This window comes from Patulibacter brassicae (assembly GCF_033949425.1).
GTDB classification, from domain to species: domain Bacteria; phylum Actinomycetota; class Thermoleophilia; order Solirubrobacterales; family Solirubrobacteraceae; genus Patulibacter; species Patulibacter brassicae.
Window position 1 is genome coordinate 143,276 of the sequence record NZ_JAXAVX010000002.1, and the last position, 23,683, is coordinate 166,958.

The following is a 23,683-nucleotide window of genomic DNA, read 5'->3' on the forward strand; positions in this document are numbered from 1 at the left end:
ATGCCGGGAACGGCCGTCACGTCGTCGGGCATCGCGCGGGGGACGGTCCCCTCGCTGCGCGCGACCGGTGCGGTCACGCCGGAGCGCGTGCGCGTGCTCGTCGTCGACGACGACCCGCTCGCCGCGCGGATGATCACGCGGGTGCTCGGCGCGCGCGGCTTCGCGTGCGACGTCCTGCACGACGGCCGCGAGGCGTCGTCGGTCGTCGCCGCGCAGCGGCCCGACGTCGTCCTCCTGGACCTCCACATGACCCCGATCGACGGGTTCGAGGTCCTCGCCCGGCTGCAGGCCGACCACCGCACCGCCCTGACGCCGGTGATCGCGGTCACCGGCGACCGCCAGCCGGAGACGGTGCTCGCGCTGCTCACCGCCGGCGCCGACGACTACGTCGGCAAGCCGTTCGAGGTCGACGAGCTGCAGGCCCGGATCCTCACCGCCACGCGCCGCCGGATCCTGCTCGGCGGCGTGAGCCCGCTGACCGGCCTCCCGGGCAACGTCCTGCTCACGCGCGCGGTGGAGCAGCGGCTCGAGGCGGGCGTCGCGTTCGGCTTCCTCCACGCCGACATCGACCACTTCAAGCCCTTCAACGACCGCTACGGGTACGTCCGCGGCGACGAGGTGATCCGCGGCCTCGCGGCCGTGCTCGACCAGGCCGCCGACGCCGTCGACGCGACGGACACGGTCATCGGCCACATCGGCGGCGACGACTTCGCGGTCGTGGCGCCGGTCGACGTCGTCGTGCCGCTCGCGCACGACGCCGTGGCGCGGTTCGACGCGATGGTGCCGGGCTTCCACGACCCCGAGGACGCCGCTCGGGGCACGATCGTCACGCGCGACCGGCAGGGCAACGAGGTCGTCGACGGCCTCCTCTCGGTGTCGATCGGCGTCGCGCGCTGGTCGGCGGACCACCCGCGGGCGGTGAAGGCCGTCGCCGACGTCGCGGCCGAGCTGAAGCACGTCGCCAAGCGCACGGCGGGCTCGCAGGTCGCGGTCGATCGCCGTGCGCGCTGAGCCGGACGTCTCGCCGCGGGAGCCTCCACGGCCCCGTGGGTAGACGGGCGGCATGCAGGAGATCGTTCCCGGCGTCCGCCACTGGACCGCGCACCGCGACACCATCGGGCAGGAGGTCGGCTCGGCCTGGATCGTGCCGGCCGGCGTCCTCGTCGACCCGCTGCTGCCGGAGGAGGGCCTGGACGCCTTCCGCGACGCCGACGAGCCGCCCCGCGCGATCGTCCTGACGACCGGGCTGCACCGCCGGGACGCGCCGCGGATCGCCGACGCGCTCGGGATCGGGATCCTCGCCCCGGTCGAGGCGCGCGAGCGGATCGGCCGCGAGCTGGAGTTCACGCCCTACGGCGACGGCGACGAGGTCGCCCCCGGCGTCCGGGCGGTGCGGATCGGCGCGCTGTGCCCGGACGAGTACGCGCTGCGGGCCGACCTCGCCGGCGGCACGGTGCTGCTCGCGGACGCGCTGATCGAGCAGGAGCAGGGCCTAGACGTCCCGCCCGAGGGCCTGCTCGGCGACGACCCCGACGAGGTCCGCCGGGGCCTGCGCGCGGGGCTCGCGCGGCTGCTCGAGGCGCCGTTCCGCCACCTCCTGCCCTCGCACGGCACGCCCGTCGTGGACCGCGGGGCGGACGCGCTGCGCGAGGCGATGGCCCGGGGCTGAGCGGCCCCGAGCCGCATCGTGGCCCGGGCCCGATCCGGCGCGAGGCCGCCGGGTGCTCACCCCGGCCCGCGCGGGACAGCTGCGAGGGCCATGCCCGGTGATCCTCGTCGCCCGAGCGTGGCGTCGCGGACCGCGCCGGCCGCGTCGATCGACCCCTCGGAACGACGAACGCCCCGCGGTCGCGGGGCGCTCGAGCGATGGACGTACTTGGTCACGGACCCCCCTGGGATCGGCGTTTCCGGGGGCTGTTGGGCGCAGGATGGGCGCAGCGGCGGGCCCGTGGAGCGCTTCGGTCGCGTCGGCGACGCTCATGCCGGCCGCGCGAGCGAGCCGCTCGACGGCGTCGTCGCCGCGCGCCAGACGCTCGATGGTGCCGTCGCCGGCGGCGGTCGCGGCGGCGCACTCAGCAGCGATCGACCCGATCTCGGCGAGCGCCTCGTCGCGGACGAGGTCGGTTCGGTCGGCCCACCGGCGAAGCTCGGAGGCGTCGTGCTGGTCCGTCACCGGTGGCCGCCCTTCCGCTTCGACACGAAGTGGCGCGGGTCGTAGCGCGGGCGCGCGCGGCGCGCCTTCGCGACCGGCGCCGGCACCTCCGGGCCCGCGGCCTTCGTCGGCTCCTCCGGCTTCTCCACGTCGATCGAGCGGCCGAGCAGGGCCACCGCGGCCCGGGCTTTGATCGCCGCCGTGGCCTGGGCGTCGATCGCCTGCCGCATCTGCATGATCGGCGAGAGCGACCCCGTGCGCGACGAGAGGGCGAAGCCCCCGACACCGGGCGAGTTGAGGATGCCGTACTCGAGACGGCGCTGCGGTCGCTCCGGGCGGTGCTCTTCCGGGACGGGCCTGCCGAACTCGCCGGCGATCCGTTGCAGGTCGTCCTGCGGCACGGTCGGCACGCCGTAGTCGGCGGCGACCGCGCGCGCCAGGACGGCGGTGCGGCGGGCTGCGACGGTCGACGGGACAGCGATCGCTGCGACCCGCGCGTACTCGGCGCGCCAGCCCTCGTGGTGGACCTCGACGGCACCCCAGCCGACGACGAGCCCGGAGACGTAATCCGGGTCGTCGGAGGAGAGCGACACGAACCCGCCCCACCTGCCGCCCTCGCCGTACCACCACTCCGGCTCGTGGAGCGCGTACAGCCCGCAGTCGCAATCGACGCCGGCCGGCGCGGGGCACGGGTGCTCGGCCGGACCTTCCTCCACGAGGAGGGCGAGAAGCGCACGTGCTGCACTCGGGTCGCGACCCTGCTCGTCCAGATCGGCGCGGTACTGGGCATGGCGCGCGAGCTCGCGGCAGCGGGCTGTGTTCGTGCCCGGCGTCCAGACGTCGCTGCCGGACGCCGACCGCAGCTCAAGCATCGGCGAGACGCGCCACTGCCGGAAGCCGAGGACCTCGCCCTCGACGCGGTCCCCGACGCGGTAGTCGATCGGGCTCACGCGGGCACCGGCTCCTTCTCGCGCTTCGTCGGCGCGGGGTCGCGCGCGGGCTCGGCCGGCTGGGTGTTCGGCTGCTCGGTCGGGGTGACCGTGATCCGCTTGCTCGGGCCTCCGAGGCCCGCCTTGGTGATGCTCACGCCGTCGCCTCCTGGGCGTCGTTGGTGGGCACGGCCTCCATCAGCGCGCGGATCCGGTTCAGCGCCGGGTTCGCGCGGGGGTGGCCGTACGTCTTGAGCACGAGCTTCCCGCCGTCCTGGTGGCCGAGCTGCTCGGCGACGTCGGACGCCGAGGCGCCCTCCTCGCGAAGCCAGGTCGCGCAGAAGTGACGAAGCTCGTAGAGGTCCATGTCGGGGCGGCCGAACGCCGCCCGGATCGGGTGCCACGCGCGATCGCGGACGCCCGGGGAGAGGACGCCGCCGCGGACGCCGTTGAAGACGCGCTCGTCGTGCATGCGCGGCATCGCGTCGACGAGCGCGCGCGCCTGCGCGGGGTAGGCGACGAAGCGCTTGTGGCCGTGCTTCGGCAGCGTGAACGTGCGGGTCTTGCCGTTGTACTGGCGCTGGACGTGGATCAGGCCCTCGTCGGGGCGCAGATCGTCCCAGCGGAGGCCGGCGATCTCACCGGGGCGCAGGCCGACGAACGCGGCGACGCCGATCACGGCGGTCCAGACGGTGCCGTAGGTGCCGGCGAGCACGACGGGCGGGAGCGCCAGGAGCCGGACGACGTCGGGCATCAGGAGCCAGCCGGGCTCGAGGTCCCGGCCGGCCTGCTTCTGGACGAGGCCGGCCCACGGGTTGTGGTCGCCGGGGATCAGCTCGGCCGCGGTCGCCCAGCTCCACATCGCCGACAGCGCGGCGACGTCGCGGGGCCGCTGCTTCTTCCACTCGAGCGCGACGACGCGCTCGACGGCGCCGGGCCGGAGCCGGCCGTACTTCTCGACGAAGCGCTTCGTGTCGTTGCGGTAGACGGCGCGGGTGGAGTCGCTGAGCTCGGCGAGCTCGAGCCACCGCTCGTGGATCTCGGCGAGCGTGATCCGGGAGCGCGCCCGCAGCAGGGTCTTCATGCCGCCGGCGGCGACCCATTCGCGGTGCGACTTCTTCGCGGCACGCTCGGACGTGTGGCCGGACGAGACGTTGACGTAGCGGCGGCGGAGCGGGTCCCACTCGCGGGCGCGCCAGCGCGTGGCGCCGTTCTTCAGGGTGTAGCGCTCGATCATGCGACGTGGGTGTCGGGGTGGTCCCCCGCGTCGTGGTCAGCCGGGGGCGGGGCGATCGGGGTGCCGCGCCGGGCGTAGAACTCGAGGCAGCGGTCCAGCAGGTAGCGGTGCTCGGCGTTCGGTCCGACGCCGATGGGGTAGGAGGGCATCCCGGCCTTGCGGTCGCGGCGCAGCGAGTCCGCGGAGCGGCCGCCGAGGAGGCGGCGGATCTCGCGGGCGCTGTAGAGCCGCTTCCCGGCCGCGGCGGCCGCGGCGACGTCGGCGGCCGTGAGCGGCCCGGTCGACGCCGGGGCGCCGGTCCGGGACGCGCGGCGCGCCGCCGCCTCGCCGATCGGGATGACCTCGCCCACGTCAGCGGCCCTCGCGTCCGTGACGGACGAGCAGCTTCTGCAGCTCGCGCTCGACGTCGAGCGACCGGCGCGCGCGGTACCGCGCGTCGCGGCGCACCGTCTCGCGCGACAGGCCGACGACCGCCAGCGACGCCGCGCACGGCACGCCGAGCGCCAGGCCCGGCCAGCCGAAGACGTAGACGGGCCCGGCCAGCACGGCGAGGACCGCGACGATCCAGGCCACGCAGGTCATGCCGCTCTCCTGGCCAGCGCTGGCGCGGCGCCGCGGTGGCCTCCCGCCACCGCGGCCCGCTCAGCGCTGCCCGACCGGTCAGCGGGCAGGGGATCCAGCTCGAGCACCGACCACCGGCCGGGCGGGTCGTCGACCCAGCCCAGCCGGCAGCCGTCTACGACCGCCCCCCTTCTCGGGAGGGAGTCGTCGGGAGCACCGAGCCTCGCGGCGAACCGCAAGTTCAGCCACCACCGGCGGGCGCCCCGCGCGAGACGGGTGCGGCCCGCGGCGCGCGCGAGCTCTCGGATGGCCACGCGGGCCAGGAGCGCGGTGACGACGGCGACGACCACGAGCAGGTGCGACGCCCCAGGCGACACCGACGGCATCAGACCGCGTCCACGGTGTAGGTCCCGCCGTCCGGCTCGAGCGCGAGGCGCCATCCGGCGGCCGCGAGCGCCTCGCGGTGCAGGCGACCGACCCCGTGCGCGGCCGCGGCGGCCGCGGCCCGCCCGCGCTTGAAGGCGTCGAGCTCGGCCGCGTCCGCGAACACGACCGCCGCGGCGATCGCGCCGGCGTACACCGGCACGGCACGCGGGACGATCAGCTTCGCGGGGGAGGGGTAGACGCCGGCGGCGTCCCTCCTGGGGACGGGGTCCGGCGGTTCTGAGATCGTGGTGGTGCTCATCAGGGTCTACTCCTGGTGGGTCGTGCCCCCGGCCGGCTCCAACGGCGCGGGGGCTTCGTGGTTCCCGAGGCCGCGCGCGACGTAGTGGCGCACCTGCCCCGAGACGGTTCTGTGCTCCCGCAGCGCCGCGGCGGCGATCCGGTCGTGCTCGTCCTCGGTCAGGCGGACCACGATCGGGCGGCTGCGCTTCGGCGCCTGCGGCGTCGCTCTTGCGTTCGGCACATACAGAGCGTAACCGATGCGATAACGGTGCGCAATCGGGGTAATACAATCGGAGGCCGATGCCTGGCCGATGCAGCGCCGTACGTTCGACCGATGGCGTCCGAGTCCGATGCCCCAGACGAGGGAGCGACACGGGCGCTTGCGCTGGGCGACCGCATCGCACTCGCCCGCGATGCGGAAGGGCTCAGCCAGCGCGACCTCGCCGCGGCGGCGCGTGTCAGCCCGAGTCAGCTCGCGCTCTACGAAGCGCACAAGAGCCGTCCGCGCCCGGGCACGTTGAAGCGCCTGGCCGACGCTCTCGATGTCGACCCCGAGTGGCTTCGCCGCGGAACCGGTGATCCGCGACGCGGGCGGCGGCAATCGCGTGCGGATGACCAGCACGTCCGTGAGCTGCTCGAGGCGTTCGCGCCGGCCGAAGCGCGCGCCCGCATCGATGAACTCGAGCGCAAGCTCGACGAGGCGCTCGACCTCCTGCGCGAAATCGCCGTCAGCGCAGCGGGCGCCGCCGGACGCGGCGGCGTGGGCGGTAGTCCGCCGGGCCGAGACGCCGGTGCCGAGCGGCTGGCGGAGGCGCTGGGGCCGGCCGATCCAGCGCCCGAGCGGCCGCAGCCTCGATCGAGTCGAGGGCGCGGCGCGACGACTCCTCGGTGACCTCCGGGCGCCAGCCCCGCGCGAACGCGGCCAGCGCAAGCCACATCGCGGCGTCCTCGCCGCCGCCCGTCACCTGGTTGACGCTCCGACAGCCTGCACCCGCGTCTCACGCTCGCCGATCGCTGGGCTGTCGCGCCTAGGTGAACGCTGGGTTGCAATGCGTCGCGACCGGGGGTATCGGCTCGCCGGCGTGGAGGGGGTCGGCGCGGGTAGGCTCGCCCCTCATGCGCTCCTACGCCGTGCTCGTCGCCCTCGCTGCCGGTGCTTCGCTCAGCGGCTGTGGTACATCCCCCGGTGGGCCAGCTTCGAAGGGCGCCGCCCACTGGGAGGAGGTCCGGGCCCGCGAGACGGACCGCATCGAGACGGGGGAGGGCGGCATCTCCGACGGTCCGGAGGCTCGTCGTGCTCTCGCTGACGCCCGAGTGCTCCTGCTCACCATCGCGGACGAGCGACCGGGTGACGCGAGGGCGCTCGCGGCCGCCGGCCGTCGGGTCGGCCGGGCGTTCATCGACACGCTCACCTCGTACAAGTTCCCTGCCACTGACGGATACGGCCTGCGGCTCCGGCCGTTCCTCGAAGGGGCACCGAAGGCTGGGTGCGAGGGGGTCGTGTCGGCCGCGTTGGGTCGTTGGGAAGATGTGAGCTTCGAGATGATCGACCGCGGAACCCTGAACGACGAGCTGAAGGAGGCCGCCCGTCTCGAGTTGGCGGCCGAGTCGAAGCGCTGCACGGATCCCGTCGACTAGCCCGGGCCGCCGCGCTGGCGGGCCGAGGGGCTACACTGGTGGCGGTCAGTGCGAGGCCGTAGGTCTCGTCTCCGCCGCGCAAGCGGCGAAGCGCCCCGGGGGGCCATCCCCGGGGCGCTTCTTGTTTCGCTACCTCGACAGCCTGTCGACCAGGATGACGAGGAGAGCGAGGGTCAGTGCGAGCTCCATGTGGGCCTTACCTCCTTTCTCGACTAGCGGAACAAGGCTGGTACCGGCCTGGGGTTCCGTCGTCGTGGAGCGCCTTGGCTCTTGCTCTCGCTGACAACGTCAGTATTGCACACCGCGCGTTGCAATGCAACCATGAAGTTGTAATACTTGACGCATGGCGCGCCGCCCCACCCCAGACCCGAAGATCGTCGGCCCGGTCCTCGAGGAGATCCACGCCGATGCCGTCGAGCTCGCCGAGCTCGAGGCGCAGGCCGCCGCGGTGCGCGAGCGCCGCGACGCGCGGATCCGCGCCGCGCTCGCGATGGACGTCGCGCCGACGCATCAGCAGATCGCCGACGCCGCGGGGCTGGCCCGCGGCAGGATCAGCGCGTACGGGCGCCCGGCGGGGTAGCCGGGCGCCCGTACGTCAGCCGATGACGGCGGCGATGTAGGCGCGCCGGGCGGGGCGGTGGTTCGTGGTGCCCGACGCGATGGTCTTCAGCCGAGCGCGAAGCCACGCCTTCGCGGCCTCGGCGCGCTGGTTGTGGAACGCGGCGATCTTCGTCCATCCGCCGTTCCGGCGGGCGATGAGGCGTCGCTTCTGCAGCTCGTCGACGTTCGTGCGCTCGGCCTTCGTGAGCACGGACCGCGCCGACGGCTGGGTGCCGCCGGCGCGCGCGGCCTTCGCCGCCGCGATGACGGGCGCGAGCGAGTAGGGGCTGATGTCGACGTGGCCGCCGCCGCAGCTCCCGAGCTGGCGGTGGTCGACGATCCCGGCGCGGGTGACGGTGCAGCCGGAGACGGCACCGCGCTGCAGCGGGATGCCCCACCGGCGGGTGGAGTCGCTGATGACCTGCCCCAGGCGGCGCATGCCGGCCGCCGACGTGAGGCGCCCCTCGCGACCCGTGGCGATCATCTCGACGCTGATGCTCACCGGGTTGAACCCGGCCTGCGTCCACGGCTTGTCGCTCTCGCGGACGATGTAGGCGCAGTGCGCCTCGTCGTCGATCACGTAGCTCGAGCTCGCGGCGAAGCTCGGCGTGTTGAACAGGCCGACGATCGCGTTGACGTCGTCCCAGCCCGGCCGGTTCGCCGAGACGGTGTAGTGGACGACGAAGAGGCGGGGCTTCACGCCGCGGCGCGAGCTCGCGTTGCGGACGAACGTCGAGCGGCAGCCGCGCTGCGACGGCGCGGCGAGCGGCGTGACGTTCGGGAGGTCGTCGCGCTGGACGAGGTCCTCCTGCTGCTCGCGGCCGGCGTCGAGCTCGCCCGCGGAGACGCCCGGCGGGTTCTCGCTGCGCGAGCCGCGGTGGTCCTCGGTTGCGCGGGCGGCCTGCTCGAGCGCCTGGCTCGGCACGGTGACCGCGTCGGGCTGGCCGGGGTCGGCGATCGCGGACGGCGCGAGCGGGAGCGTGACGACGCTCGAGGTCGTGGCGGGCGGCGGCGCACCGTCGTCGGTGGCGACGCCGAGGGCGATCGCGGCGAGGACGGCGACGAGCGAGACGATCGCGCCGAGCAGCGCGCGGCGGTGGGAGAGGCTCACGGGCGGCTCCTGGGCGTGGTGGTGGTCGGGGCGACGTCGGGGTACTTCTTCGCGAGCTCGGGGCCGCGGGGGTAGGTCGCACGGCAGCTCGGGACCGGGAGGCGGCCCTCGTCGGTCAGCGACGTGGCCGGGACGAGCGCGCGGAGCTGCTTGCCGACGCTCGGGTCCTGGTCGACGAGGAGGTTCACCGCGGTCGCGACGGGCGCGTTCTGCAGGCACCGCTGGTAGCCGCGGGCGATGGTGGTCTCGTCCTCGCGCTCGCGGCCGCTCTGATCGGTCTCGCGGGTGTAGAAGACCGAGGCGATCCCGAGCACGATCGCGACGACGACCGCGCCGATGAGGACGAGCTGGCCGCGGGCGCGTCGAACGGTGGGGGAGGGGGTCACAGGCCGGTCGCGATCGTCAGGGCGTAGGAGAACGCCGAGGTCAGGGCGCCGATCCAGAAGACCCGCGCGTAGGTGGCGGGTCGATCGACGGGGGGGAGTCGTCGCCGTCGCGCAGCTTCACCGCGACGCGGAGCGTCACGAGCGTCGTCGCGGCCGCCCACGCGAACGGGTTGCGGCTGTCGAGCGCCAGCCCGAGGATGGTCATGAGGAAGATCCCGACGCCCGGAGCGATCCACCGCAGGAGCAGGGACTCGACCCGGTCGATCGTCGAGCTGGACGGCAGCCGAGCGCGCACTCACGGACGGCGGTCGTGGACGGCGGGACGAGAGCTCATCGGCGGCGATCGTCCGGGCGGGCGGCGCGCGGCCGCGCGCGGGCGCGGGGCGGCGGTCGTTCGGTACGGGCGCCGTCCCGCGCTAGCCGATGCCGATGGAGGAGAGGCTCGCGGCGTACCGCTCGAGGAAGAGCGTCAGCCGGTCGCGCGGGTTGTCCAGCGACATCGTGACGCTGCGCTCCGCGTCGTTGTAGACGCACTCGACGATCTTTCGGGGTGGACCTCCGACGTCGGCGATGCGGAGGTAGTGGCCGGCGCGGATCGCGTAGTAGGGGTGCTGCTTGCCGGTCTCGTCGCGGATGACGGCGCGCTTGACGGCGGTGCCCTTGCGGGTGAGCTGGTTGGACTGCGCGAGGGCGACCATCCCGAGCGCGATCGCGCCGATGTGGCTGACGGGCGCGGAGAGCTGGAGGTGCCGTAGGCGTCGGGTGCCGGTCGCGACGGCCGGGTTCGTGACGTCGGTCGCGCGGAGCTGGTCGGTCTTGATCTCGGCGTTGGAGTCGAGCGGACCGACCGTTCCGGGGCGGCCGGCGAAGTCGGTGAACGAGACGACGATGCCCGTGTAGTAGCGACCGTCGATCGTGTCGCCCTCGGGGCTGAGGGAGAGCGGCGTGTCGGCGCGCGACGTGGAGTTCGTCCAGGCGACCCAGGTCCGACCGACGCGGTTCTCGGGGTAGTGGAACCAGCCGTCGTCCCAGACGGCCCAGTCGCGTCCTTCGAAGGCGTCCAGACGTGTGACGATGTCGGCGACGGTCGTGGGGTCCGAGAGCCAGACGTGCGCGATCGGGGTGGAGGTCGGCTCGATCGTGCCGCCGGTGCCGGTGGTCCAACGGATGTTCTTCGGGAGGTAGGTCCCGAGGGTGTGGCTGAGCATGTCCGAGACCAGCAGGCCGGTCATGTCCTGGCCGTCGGGCAGGACGCCTGCGCCGGGGTGCTCGGGCATCCCGTGGTCGGTGTCGATGCACGGCGAGTGGAGGTGGAACCCGTACTCGCCGTCGTCGACGCTGCCGGCGGGTGCGGTGGGGTAGAGCGCGCCGAGCTCGAGGAACCGTCGGGGCGGTCCGTCTGGCTGGATGTGGACGACGGAGCCGTCGGCGATCGTGTTGAGGTCCAGCCCGTACGCGGTGTCGGTGAGGAAGTCGGGAGCGTTGGCCGCGAGCCACTGGAAGACCCATGGGGAGCCCTGCAGGCTGCGGGACGAGAGGCGCGCCATGCGCGCGCGGAAGCGACGGACGCGGGCGCCCGGCCCGGCGTCGTACATCGACGCGATGTAGGGGCGACCGGCGTTGGAGCCCCAGGCGTAGGAGGACGCCGCGATGTCGATCGTTGGGCCGACGGAGGAGTGCCACCCGGTCGAGCCGTCGCTGACCTTGTAGGAGTCCGCGGCGTAGGCGCGGCGGTCGGCGGTGATCTGGCCCCAGCGGGCCAGTTCGCGGTCGCGGAACATCGCGGTCGCCGTCTCGTCGTCGGTGAGCGCGGCTTGCCAGCCGGCGGCCTGCGGCGTGAGGCGGCCGCCGCCGTCGCTGGAGCGGGGCATGGCGTGCAGGCGACCGTCGAAGAGCGTCTCGCTGCCGGCGCCGTGCAGCACGACGCGGTGCAGGAGTCCTTCGCGGCCCTGGTGGCGGATGTTGCGCAGCAGGCTGCAGGAGAGGTCCCGGTGGCCGCCGGGGACGGCGTTGGACCACGTGAGGTCCGATGCGACGTTGTCGTTCGGTTCGCGGTCGCCGAGGCGGGTGGAGAACCCGTCGGGATGCTCGACGCGCAGAACGCTGACGCGGGAGAGCTCGGCGAGCTCGGTTCCGATGAGGTCGGCGATCGCCATCAGATGTCGGTCCCGGGATCGGTGACGTGGACGGGGCCGGCGGTGTAGCGGGCCGCCCACCGCTCGAGTTCGCGCCGCAGGTGGCGGGCACACGCGTCGAGTTCGTCGATCGGCGCCATCCCGTGCGTCCAGCGCCACGAGACGACGAGGTCGTCGCCGTGGTGCTCTACGGTGCCGCCGGCGGCGTCCAGCGCGCCGGCCGGCAGCGGGCCGGTGACGCGCAGCGCGAGCTCGACGTCGCCGTTGGGGTGCCTCAGGTGCCGTTCGACGGTGAGCATCAGCCGTCGGCGGGGAACGTCACGCCGTCGAGGACGATCCCGTTCGTGTTCGTGCCCGACCGCCACCGGACCGACCCGTCGGTGTCGATCCGCAGCGCCGAGACCGCGGCCGGCACGCCCGTCGGGGACGTGACGTTCGTGGTCGGCGAGAGCTGCGCGGCGGGGCGCATCCCGATCGGGAGCGTGAACATCGGCTCGTCGGCGCTGCCGCCGGACGACCCGCGCTTGACGATGCCGCGCAGCACGACCATGCCGTCGCGGGTCTTCGCGGCCGCGCCGCCGGAGGTGCCGGCGAACCCGGCGGGCCCGTAGTTGGCGGCGAACAGCGGGTCGCCCTGGTCGAGCTGGCCGGAGCCGGTCGCGCGAATCGGCCGCCAGACGAGGCCGTGGGCCTGCTGATTGGCGAGGCCGAGGGTGCGTGGCGGCGCGGCGGCGATCTCCTCGAGGAGCCGCTGCGCGACGATCGCGTGCCCGCGCTCGTTGGGGTGGCTGCCGTCGGACGTGAACGCGGACTTCGGGGTCGTCGACGCGCCGGCGGCGCCGGCGGCCGCGAGCGCCGCGTCGAACGAGACGGATCGCACCGACCCGTCGGAGTACTCGGCCGCCAGCGCCCGGTGCACGTTGTTCATCGCCGCGATGTCGGACGCGGTGACGGGGCTGTAGAGCCCGCCGACCTGGGTGGCGGGCAGGCCCGGGAAGACCGGGTGCTCCATGAGCAGCACGAGCGGCGGCTCCGGGGCGGCGATCGACCACGAGTCGAAGTCGACGGAGCCGCCGGAGCCCAGCGCGGTGACGGTCAGCGTGACCGTGTGCGCGCCGGGCGCGAGGCCCGTGATCCGGTAGACGCTGCCGGTGGCGCGCGTGGCGCCGTGGATCGTGCCGATGCCGCGCCCCGTCGACCGGCCGTCCCAGGTGCCGTGCGCGGCGCCGTCGACGGCGACGTCGCACGCGCCGCTCTGGCCGCGGATGACGAGGAAGACGTCGATGTCGCCGCCCGGGAACGTCGACGGGACGGCGATCGACGCGCCGGCGCCGACGGACGTCGAGCGGCGCAGGGAGTTGTCGGTGCCGTAGCCGACCTGGTACTCCGTCGACCAGGTGCCCGAGTAGGTGACCGTCGCATCGGTGGCCGGGAACAGCGCGCCGGAGCGCGCCCGGGCGACGCACGAGCGCTCGGCCTCGAGGATCAGCTTGTTCGTGTTGGCGATGCTCGAGGAGACGTAGCCGAGGTCGTTGCCGCCGTAGAAGAAGACGCAGACCGGGGCGAGCGGAATGTATGGCGGCTCCTGGCGCATCGCGCGGTTGACGCCGTCGTAGCGCCACGGTCGCAGGGAGTGCCAGACGGTCGCCCAGCCGCCCTGGAAGACCCAGGAGCCGTCGAGGGTGGGGGAGTCGTCGATCGCGATGCAGGCGCCGGTCTTGCCGACGGTGACCTCCTCGGCGTGCAGCGCAGCGGAGAGTTTCGACGCGAACCGGGCGGCCTTCGGGGTCAGGCCGTAGCCCTCCATCCCGCTGTGGCCGGCGAAGAAGATCCGGCTGACGGCGAGCTGCTGCAGCGTCCGCGGCGTGACGACGACGGGGTTCGCCGGGTCCGCGGCGTCGGCGGAGAGCTTCGCGACGCCGAGGACGGCCGGCGACGCGGTCGACGGGGCGCCGCCGCCCGGGGCGCCGAGCCCGGTGAAGCGGACCATCGCGCGGCCGTTCGTGGTGTCGGGGTTCTCGGTCGTGACGCCGACGGCGGGGCTCGAGCTCTCGTCGACGGCGCGCGCGACGGCGCCGGGGGTGGTTGCGGACGCCCGGACGCTGGTGCCGACGGCCGGCGCGGTGCCGGCGTACTTGACGGGGTGCTCGCCGCCCTCGGCGACGAGCACGAACGTGTTGTTCGCGGCGTCGTGCGCGGCGACGCCGACCGGGACGAACCCCGAGGCGGCGGGCGGCTTCCACACGTTGTCGCCGCCGGAACCCTGGTGCAGCAGGTCGTAGCGCTGCACGGCGCCGCCGGAGACCTTCGCGGCGCGGTAGCGGCGGCCGGCCTCGGCGTGGAACGTGACGCCGCGCACGAACGTCGAGGCGGCGATCAGCGGCTTGCTGGTCGCGAGGATCCGGGGGATGACGTTGGCGGCCTGGCGGACCTCGGAAGCGGTCCAGCTCTGCGCTCGGATGCAGCCGAGGTTGCCGGGCTCCCAGAACCCGAGGTAGCCGATGTCGAGGATGAGGTCGTAGAACGGGCCGACGTCGATGCCGTAGTCCCACGGGCGCGCGGCGTCGCGGCGCGACGAGTTCCACGTCCCCCCGCTCGCGCCGGTCCAGACGTTCGCGCGGATGTCGTGGCCGCCGGTCGCGCGGTCCTCGTCGTAGATGAAGCCGTTGCCGATCTGCTCGATCGGGACGTCGTCGAAGGTGGTCGACGTGACGAACGACTTGCCGGTGCCGGCGAGGCGCAGCAGCCCGTACGGCGCCCAGCCGAGGTGCGTCGCGTGCAGCGTCGCGCTGTCGATGGTGTTCGTGGGGTGGACGGCGATCGACGCGAGCGCGGCGCCGGTGAGCTCGACGCCCGAGACGAGCTGGTCGCCGAACGATGTGCCGTTCGGCCCCCAGTAGAGGTTGATGTGGTTGTTCGTCGAGACGGTGCCGCCCAGCACCTTCTGGTGGTTGCCGACGATCGTCAGGCCGGCGCGGAACCGCTCCACGCGGACGCGGTCGACGATGCCGTTGTCGCCGATCCAGGCGCCGTTCATCGCGGCGCCGGCGCTGCCGGGCGTGACGGCGGTGGGGCCCGGGCCCTGCAGCGTGAGATCGCGCAGCCCGCCGCGGCGGTCGCCGCCGGCGATCGTCACGGCGTAGTCGTCGCTCGTGCGGTCGGCGGGGACGAGGATGCGGGTTCCGCCGAGCGACTCGCCGCGCAGGTCGACGCCGTTGGGGATCGCGAGCGTGCCGGCGCCCAGGCGCCACGCGCCGCGGCGCAGGAGCACCTCGCCGCCGGTGTTCGCCGTGGCGGCGAGCTGCAGCGCGGCGTTGATCGCGGTGACCTGGTCGCCGGTGCCGTCGTAGGCGGCGCCGTAGAGCGCGTCGGGGCGAACCGGCGCCTCGTTGACGACGCGGGCTGCCGAGACCGCCCACTCCGCCGCCGTGCGCCGGGCCTCCTCGAGGTTGTTCTTGTTCAGCGGCGTATTGGGCGGCCCGTCGTCCTTGTTGCGCCAGCCGAAGGGCGGCAGGTCGGTCGCCATCGCTCAGATCTCCTCGTCGTCGCCGGGCAGCAGGTCGTCGTCCGGCAGCAGGTCGTCGTCGGGCAGCAGCCCGGACATGTCGGCGGTCGGGGGCAGCACCTCGCCGCGCGGGAGCGCCAGCCACCGGGGGGTCGCGTGGACCGCCACGGTGAGCTGGTCCGTCGGCGAGGTGTCGCGGCCGGCGCGCCAGTCGCCGCGGCAGATGCCGGCGACGACACGCACGGGACGGCCCGCACGGGTGGACGGCGGCAGCAGCGGGCGGTCCCCGTCCATGTTCGCGATCGCTCCGCCGAAGCCGGCCGAGGTGACGCGGGTGGACTCGTCGGAGGTGATCGTCGCGGTCCGCGCGGGGTAGAGCACGTGGTCAGCGTCGCCCTTCCCGAAGACCGCGAAGTCGTCGAAGGCGACCTCGCATGCGGCGCCGTCTCCGGGCAGCGCGAACGTCTGGCTGAAGACGGCCGCGTGCTTCGTGCCGGACGGCGGCGCGAGCGGGTGCTGGAAGCTGATCTCCGTCGAGGAGAGCGTCGCCCGGGCGGTCTGACCGTCGAAGACGAGACGGCCGGCGAGCAGCGGCACGTTGCTGCCGACGTTGCCCTGGCCGACCATCGTGACGTTGGTGCCTTGCACGACGTAGCAGCGCATCTTGGGCCCGTCGATGGCGTAGACGAGCGCGAGCGCGACGGCCCACCCCGAAGAGGCGCCGTCTCCAACGAGCCGCTGGATGCCGACCCCGTTCCCGATCGCCAGGCCGTAGATGAGCCCGTTCGTGTTCCACGCCGGCGCGGGCCGGCAGTTCATGAGCGCGGTGACCTGGCACTCGACCGACGGGATCTGCTGCGCGACCGCGGCCGCCGGCGCGGTGCTGGATCGGGAGGCGTAGCCACCGCCTCGGGACCACGCCCCGGGACCGAACGGATCCCACTGGCCGCCGGTCGGCGCGGTCGAGTAGGCGACGGGCCCGGTGCCGTCCATCCGGTCGGCAGCGATGACGGTGTCGGTGTCGACCGGCGAGCCGGAGGACCACGCGACAGCCTGTCGGTGCGCGGGGACGAGGAGGATGATGTCCGACCACGTCCACTGCCCGTAGGGGCCGAGGCGCTCCACGACGCCGTCGAGCTGGCCGAGGGCGGGGTCGATGTTCACGACGCCCAGGTCAGCGAACTCCCACCACGTCTCCGGCGAGGACCGCCAGACGGGGTTCGTCGTCAGGCCGCCCTCGATCGCGCCGGCGGTCCACCGCAGCCGCAGCGAGAGCTGCTCGCCGGCGAAGCACGCGACGCGCACGAAGACGCGGAATCGGCCCGACACCTCGATCGGGACGCCGAGGGTGCTGCGCAGCGAGAACAGCGTCTCCCACGTGCCGCCCGGGGTGCCGCCGGGCGACGGGGCGCGATTGACGGTCTGCGGGCTGACGGAGCCGGTGTGGGCCTCGACGCCGCCAGGCGTGACTCGGGTCGAGCACGCGATCTGGACGCCGGTGGCGCGCGTCGCGGCGTCGGGCCGGTCGATGCCGTAGAGCAGGCCGTCCTGCGCGGCGCCGGTCCCGCTGAACTCGATGCGCGCGAGCGCGTCGACGTCGCCTGGGACCTGCAGGTCGTCGAGCACGACGAGGCGGCGACCAGAGAGCCGCTCGGCGGTCGCCAGCAGCCGCTCCTGGCCGCGCCAGTACGGACGGCACGTGAACTTCAGCGTGAGGCGCGAGACCTGGGCGACGAGCTGCAGGTCGTCCCACGGGATTGGCTCGGCGATCTCCGCGGCGACGACGTCGCACGTCGCGCGCTGCCCGTAGTCGGTGGCCCACGTGAGCGTACGGCCTCCACGGTCGAGCTCCGCGATCGCGTCGGCGATGTCGGACACGATCGGCACGATCTGCGACCCGTTGAGATCGACGTTGCGGACGGTGCCCTCCCAGCCCGGCAGGTCGCCCTCTCCGGCGGCCTCTGGCGGCAGCGACCCGAAGTCGTAGGAGACGTCGGTGTGCGCGTCGTGCTGGGGCGCCAGGACCAGGCTCAGCGTCACCTCGAAGTTGTCTCGGGCCCGCGTGACGGCGACGGATCCCTCGTCGGTCTCCATGAGCAGTCGGCGGCCGGGCGGCGCCGGAACCTGCTGGGCTTGGACGGTCACGCCGGTCCGCGTGCCGGAGCGCGGCAGAACGAGCGCACGCTCGGCGTCGAGGATCCACAGCTCGTTGACGGCCATCGTCACCAGCCTCCGGGGGTCGAGACGGTGCCGGGGGTCGCGAAGCCGGTCGCCGCGCGGTTGCCGAGTTCGACGTCCAGCGACGCAGCGAGCCGGCCCAGGAAGTGCGTCTCGTTCATCAGGCCCTGTTCGACGCGTGCGAGGCGGTCGACGCGTTCCTTCTCGAGGTCCCGGAGGGCGTCGAGGCGCTCGGACTGCTCGCGCTGGGCGTCGGTGTTCTCCTTCAGCGCGTCGCGGACGCTGCGCAGCTCGCCGATCAGTTCGATCTGCGCCTGCTCGTCGCCGCGCGCCTTGGCCTTGTCGAGCTCCTCGGCGATGATCCTCTCTCGCGTCTGGTTCGCCGCGCGGTCGTCGGCGGGGTCGTCGGTCAGCGTCGCTCGCGCGATCGCGAGGTCGGTGGTGGCGATGCGCTCCTGCGCGGCGACGCGCGGCCGCTCGCGGGCGGCCTGCGCCATCGTGACCTTGGCGTCGTCGACGCGGTCGTCGAGCTCCTCGATCGCGTCGCGGGCACGCTGAGCCTGCTCAAGGAACGTCTCGCGGTCGGCCTGCGTCTTCGCCCGAGCGGCCTGCGCCTTCGCCCGCTCGCGCGCCTGCACGAGCTTCGCCCGGTCGTCCTTCGAGGTGGCGATCGTCTCGGCGGCCAGCGACGCGTTCAGGTTCAGCCCGGCGAGCGAGCTGTCGTCGACGCCCTCGATCGCGGCGGCCGTGCGGCGCTTCTGCTGCGCGCGCTCGCGCTTCGCGGCGCCCTCCGCGACGCCGAGGATGTTCTCCTCGATCCGGCCGGCGAGCTGCGCGGTGATCGCGTCGAGCGCGCCGCGCATCCGGTCCACGGCCTTCTTGTCGCCGCCCTTGCGCACCTCGCGCAGGAGCTGACGCCGAAGCTGCTCGAGCCGCCCGTTCGACGCCTCGCTCAGCGACGCGTCGAGCTGCGCCAGGAGCCGCTGGCCGGTCGCCGACTTCAGCGTGACGTCGCGGCGACGCAGCGCGCCGAGCGCGTCGTCGACGCCGGCCATGCTGTACCGGCCCAGGCCGGCGCCGTAGCCGGACGTGACGCCCTGGGCGAACGCGCGGCCGCCGGTGCGGAACGCGCGCGCGGCGCCGCCGCGGCGGAAGTTCTTGCCGAGCATCGACAGCGGGTTCACGCGCGTCCCGTTGCGGTGGATCCCGAAGTGCAGGTGCGGGCCCGTGCTCGTCCCGGTGTTCCCGGACAGGCCGATCTTCGCCCCCGAGTTGACGACCTGGCCGCGGCGCACGAGCGCGCGCGAGAGGTGCCCGTAGAAGCTGTAGTAGCCGTTGCGGTGGTCCAGGCCGACGTAGGTGCCGTAGCCGCCGTTCGTGCCGGCCTGCGCGACCTGCCCGCGCGCCGCGGCGAACACGGCGGTCCCGGTCGGGACGCCGATGTCGATGCCGTCGTGGTTCGTCGACCCGCGACCGCCCGGGGACGCGCGGCTGCCGAACCGCGACGTGATCGACCGGCTCGCGGTCGGCCAGTTCATCCGGCCGCGCCCGCCGATGCCGCCCGACGCGCTGCTCGAGGTCGACGAGCCCGTCTTCGCCTTCGTCTCGATCTCGCGGAAGTACTCCTCGCTGGCGGCGGCGTCCCGGAGCGCGGCGGTGAGCGGCGTGAGCCCGTACCGGCGGGCGGCGTAGAGCGACCCGTACCGCTGGACGGTGTCGATGCCGACCGACGCCGCGTTGTCGAGCAGCCCGGCGCGGCTGCGGGAGCGGCTGTAGCGCACGGGCACCGCGCGCGTCGTCGTGTCGCTGGTGCCGTCGGAGCCGTTGGACGACGTGGACCCGGTGGTGCTGCCGACGGCCGCCCGCGCGCGGCCGAGGAACGACCGGTACCGCCCCGACGAGTAGGCCGACCACGGCTTCCAGTTCGAGCCGCCCGAGCTGATCTCGCGCATCGCCTGCGCGTTGACGTCGGGGTTGTAGAGGTTCCGGCCAGCCCACTTCGGGTGCGCGAGCGTGTTGATCTGCCAGAGGCCGCGGGAGTCCTCGACGCCGGGGTTGTTCAGCCGGGCCGTCAGGACGTAGTTGCTCTCCGGGCCGGCGACGGCGACGGCCGTGACGAGGCGCTCGCCGCGCAGCCCGACGCCCCGCGCCGAGCGGACCGCGGTCGCGATGCCCCCGGTCGCGAAGTGCGGGACCTGGTTCTCGACGTCGACGGGGATGCCCATCGCCCGCTTGATCTGGGAGTCCTCCGTCCAGACCTTCGTGCGCTCGGGGAGCATCGCGAAGACGTTGTCGGCGGCCACGCGCGGTCCGGGGACGATGCCCGAGCGGCCATCGGGGAACTCGAGCTCCTCGCCCGACGAGATCCACGCCGGCACGAGCCCGCCGCCCTGGTAGCGACGAATCGCGCCGCCCCGTCGCTTCGACAGGTCGAGCTGCCGGTTCGGGGTCGCGATCAGGGCACCGAACGCGTCCAGCGTCTTCTGGTCGAGCTTGGCCCCCAGCCCGCCGAGCAGGTCGCCGAACTCCTTGGCGACCTGCTTCCCGGACGCCATCCGGCGATTCAGGCTGTCGACCGCGTTCGTGAGCGTCCGGACGTCTTCGCCTCCGCGCTTCGAACGCCGCGTTGCCGTGGTGACGTCGTCGGCCCAGCTCCGGGCCTGGTCCTTCGAGATGCCGAGCCGGCGCGCCATGCGGCTGAGCTGGCGGTCGTACTCGCGCCGCAGGCCCGGGAGCTCCCGCTCGGCGGCCTCCTTCATGCCCTTCGGGACGTTCTTCGCCTTCGCGACCTTCTCGAGCCGATCGAGCTGCGTGCCGAGGACCGCGACGGCGCCCGGCACCGATCGCACCGTGACGCGCGGGAGATCAGCGAACGTGTCGGCGAGACGGTCGGCGAGCTTCTGCGCGCCGCCGATCGCCTTCCGGTCGCTGAGGCGCCTGTCGATCGCCCGAGCCGCGTCGCCGCCGGCCTCGTCAGCGCCCTCGACGACGATGCCCCAGTCGCGCTTCAGCCGCCGCGCGAGCTTCTGGACGGTGTCCTGCGCGACGCGACCGCCCTTCTCTAGGCCGCGGGCGTACTCGAGCATCTGCCGAGCCGCCTCCTCTTGCGAGCCGACGCCACGCGCACCGCCGAGCTGCGCGTTGAAGCGCCCCATGATCGAGCTCGCGCTCTGGTACCGGTTCCCCTTCAGGCCGGCGACGAACTCCCGGCCGAGGTTCACGTTCGCCCGGGCGGCCTCGAGGCCACCCTTCGCGGACGCGTCGTTGGCCGCCTCGACCGCCTGCGCGACCCGGCTGGCCGGGCGGCGCTTCAGCCCAGCGTCCATCCCGCGCTCCGTGCTGGAGCGGATCGCGTCGGCGTATCGCTGCGCGGCGCGCTCCACGCGCTTCGTGCCGGCCTTCGTGAGGTCGTCGACGATCGCCGACGCCGCGGCGCCGCCGAGCGCGCCGGCGAGGGCGCCCCAGGGCCCCGCCATCGCGCCGGCGGCAGCGCCGGACGCGGCGCCGGTGAACGGGTCGCCGCCGCCGAGGGCGCCGCCGATCAGCGCGCCGCCGGCGCCGGCGAGCCCGGTCGCGCGGCCGCCGGGCACGCGGGCGCGGCCGATCGTGGCGCGGCTGGCGGCGAGCGCGCGGGAGAGGCGGGTCTGCTCGGTCGCGAGGCGCTGCGCGGCGGCGGCCTGCCGCCGCGCGAGGACGGCCTGCTGGCGGGCGGTCCCGGAGAGGTCGCCGAACGGGACCGCGCCCATCATGTACGCACCGCTGGTGGTCCGGCCGACCGCGACGTCGGTCTTCGTCGCCCGTCCGACGCGGCCCGCGCCGAGCGCGCCGGAGACGCCGGCCGCCGCGGACGCGCCGCCCATCGAGGCGGCCGTCGCCGCGGCCTCGGCGCGGGTGAGCGCCATCTCCTTCCGGGTGCGGCTGAACGCGCCCGTGAGGCCCGCGAGCGCGGAGGAGCCGGCGAGCTTCCGGGAGGCGATCGTCAGCAGCCCGAACGTCAGGACCGACTTCTGGACCTCGTCGGGCAGGTCGGCGAAGAGCTTCAGCGCGCCGGCGCCCGCGCGGATCAGGGGGAGCGTCGCCTCGCCGAGGTGCAGCATGGCCTCGGCGGCGTTGCCGATCGTGTCGGCGACCTCGTCGACGGCTTCGTCGTTGTCGGCGAAGTCGCCGATCTGCTTCGACGCGTCGTTGAACGCCCGCTGGATGGTCGGGGAGAACCGGCGCTGGATCTGGATCGCGCCGGACTCGAGGGCGCCGAAGAACTGCTCGGCGGCGTCCTTCGTGTTCTCCTGCATCGTCTTGGAGACGCGCTTCGCGGCGCCGTCGCTGTTCTCGAGCTCGGCGGAGAACTTCCGCAGCGCCGGGGCGCCCTTGTCGACGAGGGTCGTGAGGCCCGGCAGCGGCTCGCGGCCGAAGATCGTGGTGAGCGCTCGGAGTCCCTCGGCCTTCGGGAGCTTCTCCGCGCCGGCGACGAGCTCGGCGAGGATGTCCGGGAGCGGCCGAAGGCCGTTCGGGCCGTAGAGCTCCTTGCTGGACGTGCCGAGGCTGTGCAACGCCGCCTCGGCTGCCTTCGTGGGCTTGATGAGTCTGAGGATCGCGGCGTTCAGGGTGGTACCGGCCTGGGATCCCTTGATTCCGCTGTTTCCGAGGATGCCGATCGCCGCGGCGATGTCCTCGAAGCTCTGACCGGCGGTCTGTGCGACCGGTGCGACGTACTTCAGGGCTTCGCCGACGTCCGTGACGCCTACCGCGCTCTTGTTGGCGGTGAGCGAGAGGACGTCCGCGACGTGGCCAGCCTGCTCGACCTCGAGGTTGAAGGCGCGCATCGAGGACGCCTGGATGTCTGTGGCGGTCGCGAGGTCGGCGCCGGACGCCGCGGCGAGCGCGAGCGTTCCCGGCAACGCTGCCATGACCTGCCGGGTGTTGAACCCGGCCTTCGCGAGGATGTCCATCGCGACGGCGCTCTCGGACGCCGAGAACTTCGTGTCGGCGCCGAGCTTGATCGCCAGGTCCGACAGGTCGTTGAAGTCCTGCTTGGACCCGCCGACCGTCGCGCGGACCGTCGCCATCTGCTGCTCGAAGTCCAGGGCGTTCTTCGCGAGGCTCGCGAGCCCGAACGCGGCGCCGCCGCCGAGGACCGCGCCGGTGGCCTGCGCGGTGCGCGCGAGGCGCCCGGCGCCGGCGGCGGCGGTGCCGTACGCCGCGGTCGACGCGCGCGCGGCCGCGGCGGACCCGGTCAGGGCAGCGTCGGCGGTGCGCGCGGACGTCGCGACGCGGTGCTGCGAGCCGGCGAGCCGGTCGCCAGCGGCTGCGGCCTGCCGCTGCTGGCGTTCGTACGCGTCGATGTGGCGGCCGGCGGTGGCGGCCGCCGCGCCGGAACGCTGGAAGGCGTTGGCGGACTCGGCGACCTCGCGCTGCAGGCGCTCCTGCGCGCGCTGCAGCCGCTCGACGGCGGCGATGTGCCGGGCCGAGCTCGTCTGGCCGGCCTTGGCCATCGCGTCCGCGGAGCGGGCGACCTCCTCCTGCAGCCGGTCGACGGTCTGCATCCGCGCGGCCAGACGGACCTGCTGGCGTTCGCGGATCTGGTCGGCGCGCGCCTGGGCGCGGCTGGACGCCAGGAGCTTCTGCTCGCCGCGGGTGATGAGCTCCGTGACGTGCCGGGTCGTGAGGGTGCGGGACTCAGTCACCCGAGCCCCGCTCCGCGGCCTGGACCTCGCGCACGGCAGCGATCAGCGCGGCGGTCTCCGCGTCGTCGTAGGTGTCGTACTCGGCCCGGCTCATGCCCGTGTGGACCTTCAGGAGCGCGAGGCCCCGCCAGTAGGGTCCGTCGGGTCCTCCTGCCGCTCGGCTTCGCGGCGGCGGCCGACGCGCATCAGGTAGGCGGTGAGCTCGACGGCGTCCTCGACGTCGAGACGGTCCGCGAGCTGCTCGGCGGTGATGGCCGTGCCGTCGTCGGCCTTGTCGAGGAGCAAGGCGATGCGGCGGAACCCGAGCGCCTCCATCTCGTTCTGGAGCTCGGCGATCTTCTCCTCGTCGAGGCTGCCGCGCACCTCGGCGAGCTCGTTCTCCAGCGCGTCGACGCGCTCCCACTCGCCGTCGCGGGCGGCCTGCGCGCTCTTCGCGATCAGCCGCGAGATCGTGACCTGCTGGCGGACGTCCTCGAGCTGCAGCTCGAGGCGCTCCTCTTCACGGTCGAGGTCGCGGAGCGCGCGCGTCACGGCGTTCGTGCGGCGCGCCGGCGGGTAGCGGACGCCGTCGAGCTTCAGCCCGACGTCGTTGCGTTCCTTCTGGCGGTCGTCAGCGTCGAAGATGCTTCGGGGCATGGGGTGCCTCCTCTCCGGCGTGGTCGGCCGGTGTGGTGGGTGGGGTGGTCACGAGCACGGCGAGCGGCCGCTGGGCCGCTTCGCCGCGCAGCAGGTCGGCGAGTTCGTCGACCTGGTCGGGATGGGTGATGCGGATCTCGGCGAGGACCTCCGCGTGGACGCCGTCGGCGACCTTCGCCAGCTCGCGGCGGGCCTCTTCGACCTTGCGCAGCGCCCGCGCCATGCGGGGGCGCTGCGCGGCCGCGGCGGCGCGGACGCTCATCGG

General features: G+C 74.0%; 22 protein-coding genes. 5 read left to right on the forward strand and 17 right to left on the reverse strand.

Annotated elements, in window-relative coordinates:
* Complete coding sequence (locus SK069_RS05655) at positions 1–1,011, forward strand: response regulator (RefSeq protein WP_319953222.1); 1,011 nt, start codon at positions 1–3, stop codon at positions 1,009–1,011.
* 52 nt (positions 1,012–1,063) lie between these two features.
* The gene (locus SK069_RS05660) at positions 1,064–1,669 is read left to right on the forward strand and encodes an MBL fold metallo-hydrolase (RefSeq protein ID WP_319953223.1); all 606 of its coding nucleotides are present in this window, start codon (positions 1,064–1,066) and stop codon (positions 1,667–1,669) included.
* Positions 1,670–2,169: 500 nt separating this feature from the next.
* Here the strand turns inward: SK069_RS05660 and SK069_RS05665 are convergent, their stop codons facing one another.
* The 7 genes from SK069_RS05665 to SK069_RS05695 all read right to left on the reverse strand — a co-directional run bounded on the left by SK069_RS05665 (position 2,170) and on the right by SK069_RS05695 (position 5,786).
* Positions 2,170–3,102, reverse strand: coding sequence for a hypothetical protein (locus SK069_RS05665; protein WP_319953224.1), 933 nt, complete (start codon positions 3,100–3,102; stop codon positions 2,170–2,172).
* Positions 3,099–3,239: a hypothetical protein gene (locus SK069_RS05670; RefSeq protein ID WP_319953225.1), complete on the reverse strand. Its 141-nt coding sequence runs from the start codon at positions 3,237–3,239 to the stop codon at positions 3,099–3,101. Before SK069_RS05670 ends, SK069_RS05665 begins: the two co-directional genes overlap by 4 nt.
* Positions 3,236–4,318: a tyrosine-type recombinase/integrase gene (locus SK069_RS05675; RefSeq protein ID WP_319953226.1), complete on the reverse strand. Its 1,083-nt coding sequence runs from the start codon at positions 4,316–4,318 to the stop codon at positions 3,236–3,238. Before SK069_RS05675 ends, SK069_RS05670 begins: the two co-directional genes overlap by 4 nt.
* Entirely contained in the window at positions 4,315–4,668 is a 354-nt protein-coding gene (locus SK069_RS05680) for a hypothetical protein (RefSeq protein ID WP_319953227.1), read from the reverse strand. The genes SK069_RS05675 and SK069_RS05680 overlap by 4 nt, the downstream gene beginning before the upstream one ends.
* A gap of 1 nt (position 4,669) precedes the next feature.
* Entirely contained in the window at positions 4,670–4,900 is a 231-nt protein-coding gene (locus tag SK069_RS05685; RefSeq protein WP_319953228.1) for a hypothetical protein, read from the reverse strand.
* Positions 4,901–5,264: 364 nt separating this feature from the next.
* Positions 5,265–5,564, reverse strand: coding sequence for a hypothetical protein (locus SK069_RS05690; protein ID WP_319953229.1), 300 nt, complete (start codon positions 5,562–5,564; stop codon positions 5,265–5,267).
* Between the two features lie 6 nt (positions 5,565–5,570).
* Positions 5,571–5,786, reverse strand: coding sequence for a hypothetical protein (locus SK069_RS05695; RefSeq protein WP_319953230.1), 216 nt, complete (start codon positions 5,784–5,786; stop codon positions 5,571–5,573).
* Positions 5,787–5,879: 93 nt separating this feature from the next.
* Between SK069_RS05695 and SK069_RS05700 the strand changes: the two genes are divergently transcribed.
* The 3 genes from SK069_RS05700 (at position 5,880) to SK069_RS05710 (ending at position 7,763) form a co-directional block, all read left to right on the forward strand.
* Entirely contained in the window at positions 5,880–6,437 is a 558-nt protein-coding gene (locus SK069_RS05700) for a helix-turn-helix domain-containing protein (protein WP_319953231.1), read from the forward strand.
* A 224-nt stretch (positions 6,438–6,661) separates the two neighbouring features.
* On the forward strand, positions 6,662–7,183 hold the full coding sequence (locus SK069_RS05705) for a hypothetical protein (protein ID WP_319953232.1): 522 nt from the start codon (positions 6,662–6,664) through the stop codon (positions 7,181–7,183).
* Between the two features lie 343 nt (positions 7,184–7,526).
* The gene (locus SK069_RS05710) at positions 7,527–7,763 is read left to right on the forward strand and encodes a hypothetical protein (protein WP_319953233.1); all 237 of its coding nucleotides are present in this window, start codon (positions 7,527–7,529) and stop codon (positions 7,761–7,763) included.
* A gap of 15 nt (positions 7,764–7,778) precedes the next feature.
* Here SK069_RS05710 and SK069_RS05715 read toward each other — a convergent pair whose 3' ends face one another.
* The 10 genes from SK069_RS05715 to SK069_RS05760 all read right to left on the reverse strand — a co-directional run bounded on the left by SK069_RS05715 (position 7,779) and on the right by SK069_RS05760 (position 23,680).
* The gene (locus SK069_RS05715) at positions 7,779–8,894 is read right to left on the reverse strand and encodes a peptidoglycan recognition protein family protein (protein WP_319953234.1); all 1,116 of its coding nucleotides are present in this window, start codon (positions 8,892–8,894) and stop codon (positions 7,779–7,781) included.
* The gene (locus SK069_RS05720; RefSeq protein ID WP_319953235.1) at positions 8,891–9,280 is read right to left on the reverse strand and encodes a hypothetical protein; all 390 of its coding nucleotides are present in this window, start codon (positions 9,278–9,280) and stop codon (positions 8,891–8,893) included. Before SK069_RS05720 ends, SK069_RS05715 begins: the two co-directional genes overlap by 4 nt.
* A 40-nt stretch (positions 9,281–9,320) precedes the next feature.
* Positions 9,321–9,575, reverse strand: coding sequence for a hypothetical protein (locus tag SK069_RS05725; protein WP_319953236.1), 255 nt, complete (start codon positions 9,573–9,575; stop codon positions 9,321–9,323).
* Positions 9,576–9,696: 121 nt separating this feature from the next.
* On the reverse strand, positions 9,697–11,436 hold the full coding sequence (locus tag SK069_RS05730; protein WP_319953237.1) for a hypothetical protein: 1,740 nt from the start codon (positions 11,434–11,436) through the stop codon (positions 9,697–9,699).
* Positions 11,436–11,714 carry a hypothetical protein gene (locus SK069_RS05735; protein ID WP_319953238.1) on the reverse strand — a complete coding sequence of 93 codons (279 nt, stop codon included), beginning with the start codon at positions 11,712–11,714 and terminating at the stop codon, positions 11,436–11,438. Before SK069_RS05735 ends, SK069_RS05730 begins: the two co-directional genes overlap by 1 nt.
* A complete protein-coding gene (locus tag SK069_RS05740; RefSeq protein ID WP_319953239.1) occupies positions 11,714–14,941 on the reverse strand; it encodes a hypothetical protein in 3,228 nt (1,075 codons plus the stop codon). Before SK069_RS05740 ends, SK069_RS05735 begins: the two co-directional genes overlap by 1 nt.
* Before the next feature lie 3 nt (positions 14,942–14,944).
* Entirely contained in the window at positions 14,945–17,140 is a 2,196-nt protein-coding gene (locus SK069_RS05745) for a hypothetical protein (RefSeq protein WP_319953240.1), read from the reverse strand.
* A gap of 2 nt (positions 17,141–17,142) precedes the next feature.
* Entirely contained in the window at positions 17,143–22,782 is a 5,640-nt protein-coding gene (locus tag SK069_RS05750) for a phage tail tape measure protein (protein WP_319953241.1), read from the reverse strand.
* Between the two features lie 108 nt (positions 22,783–22,890).
* Positions 22,891–23,418 (reverse strand): hypothetical protein, encoded by a 528-nt coding sequence (locus SK069_RS05755; protein WP_319953242.1) that lies wholly within the window; start codon positions 23,416–23,418, stop codon positions 22,891–22,893.
* On the reverse strand, positions 23,393–23,680 hold the full coding sequence (locus SK069_RS05760) for a hypothetical protein (RefSeq protein ID WP_319953243.1): 288 nt from the start codon (positions 23,678–23,680) through the stop codon (positions 23,393–23,395). The genes SK069_RS05755 and SK069_RS05760 overlap by 26 nt, the downstream gene beginning before the upstream one ends.
* Between the last annotated feature and the right edge of the window lie 3 nt (positions 23,681–23,683).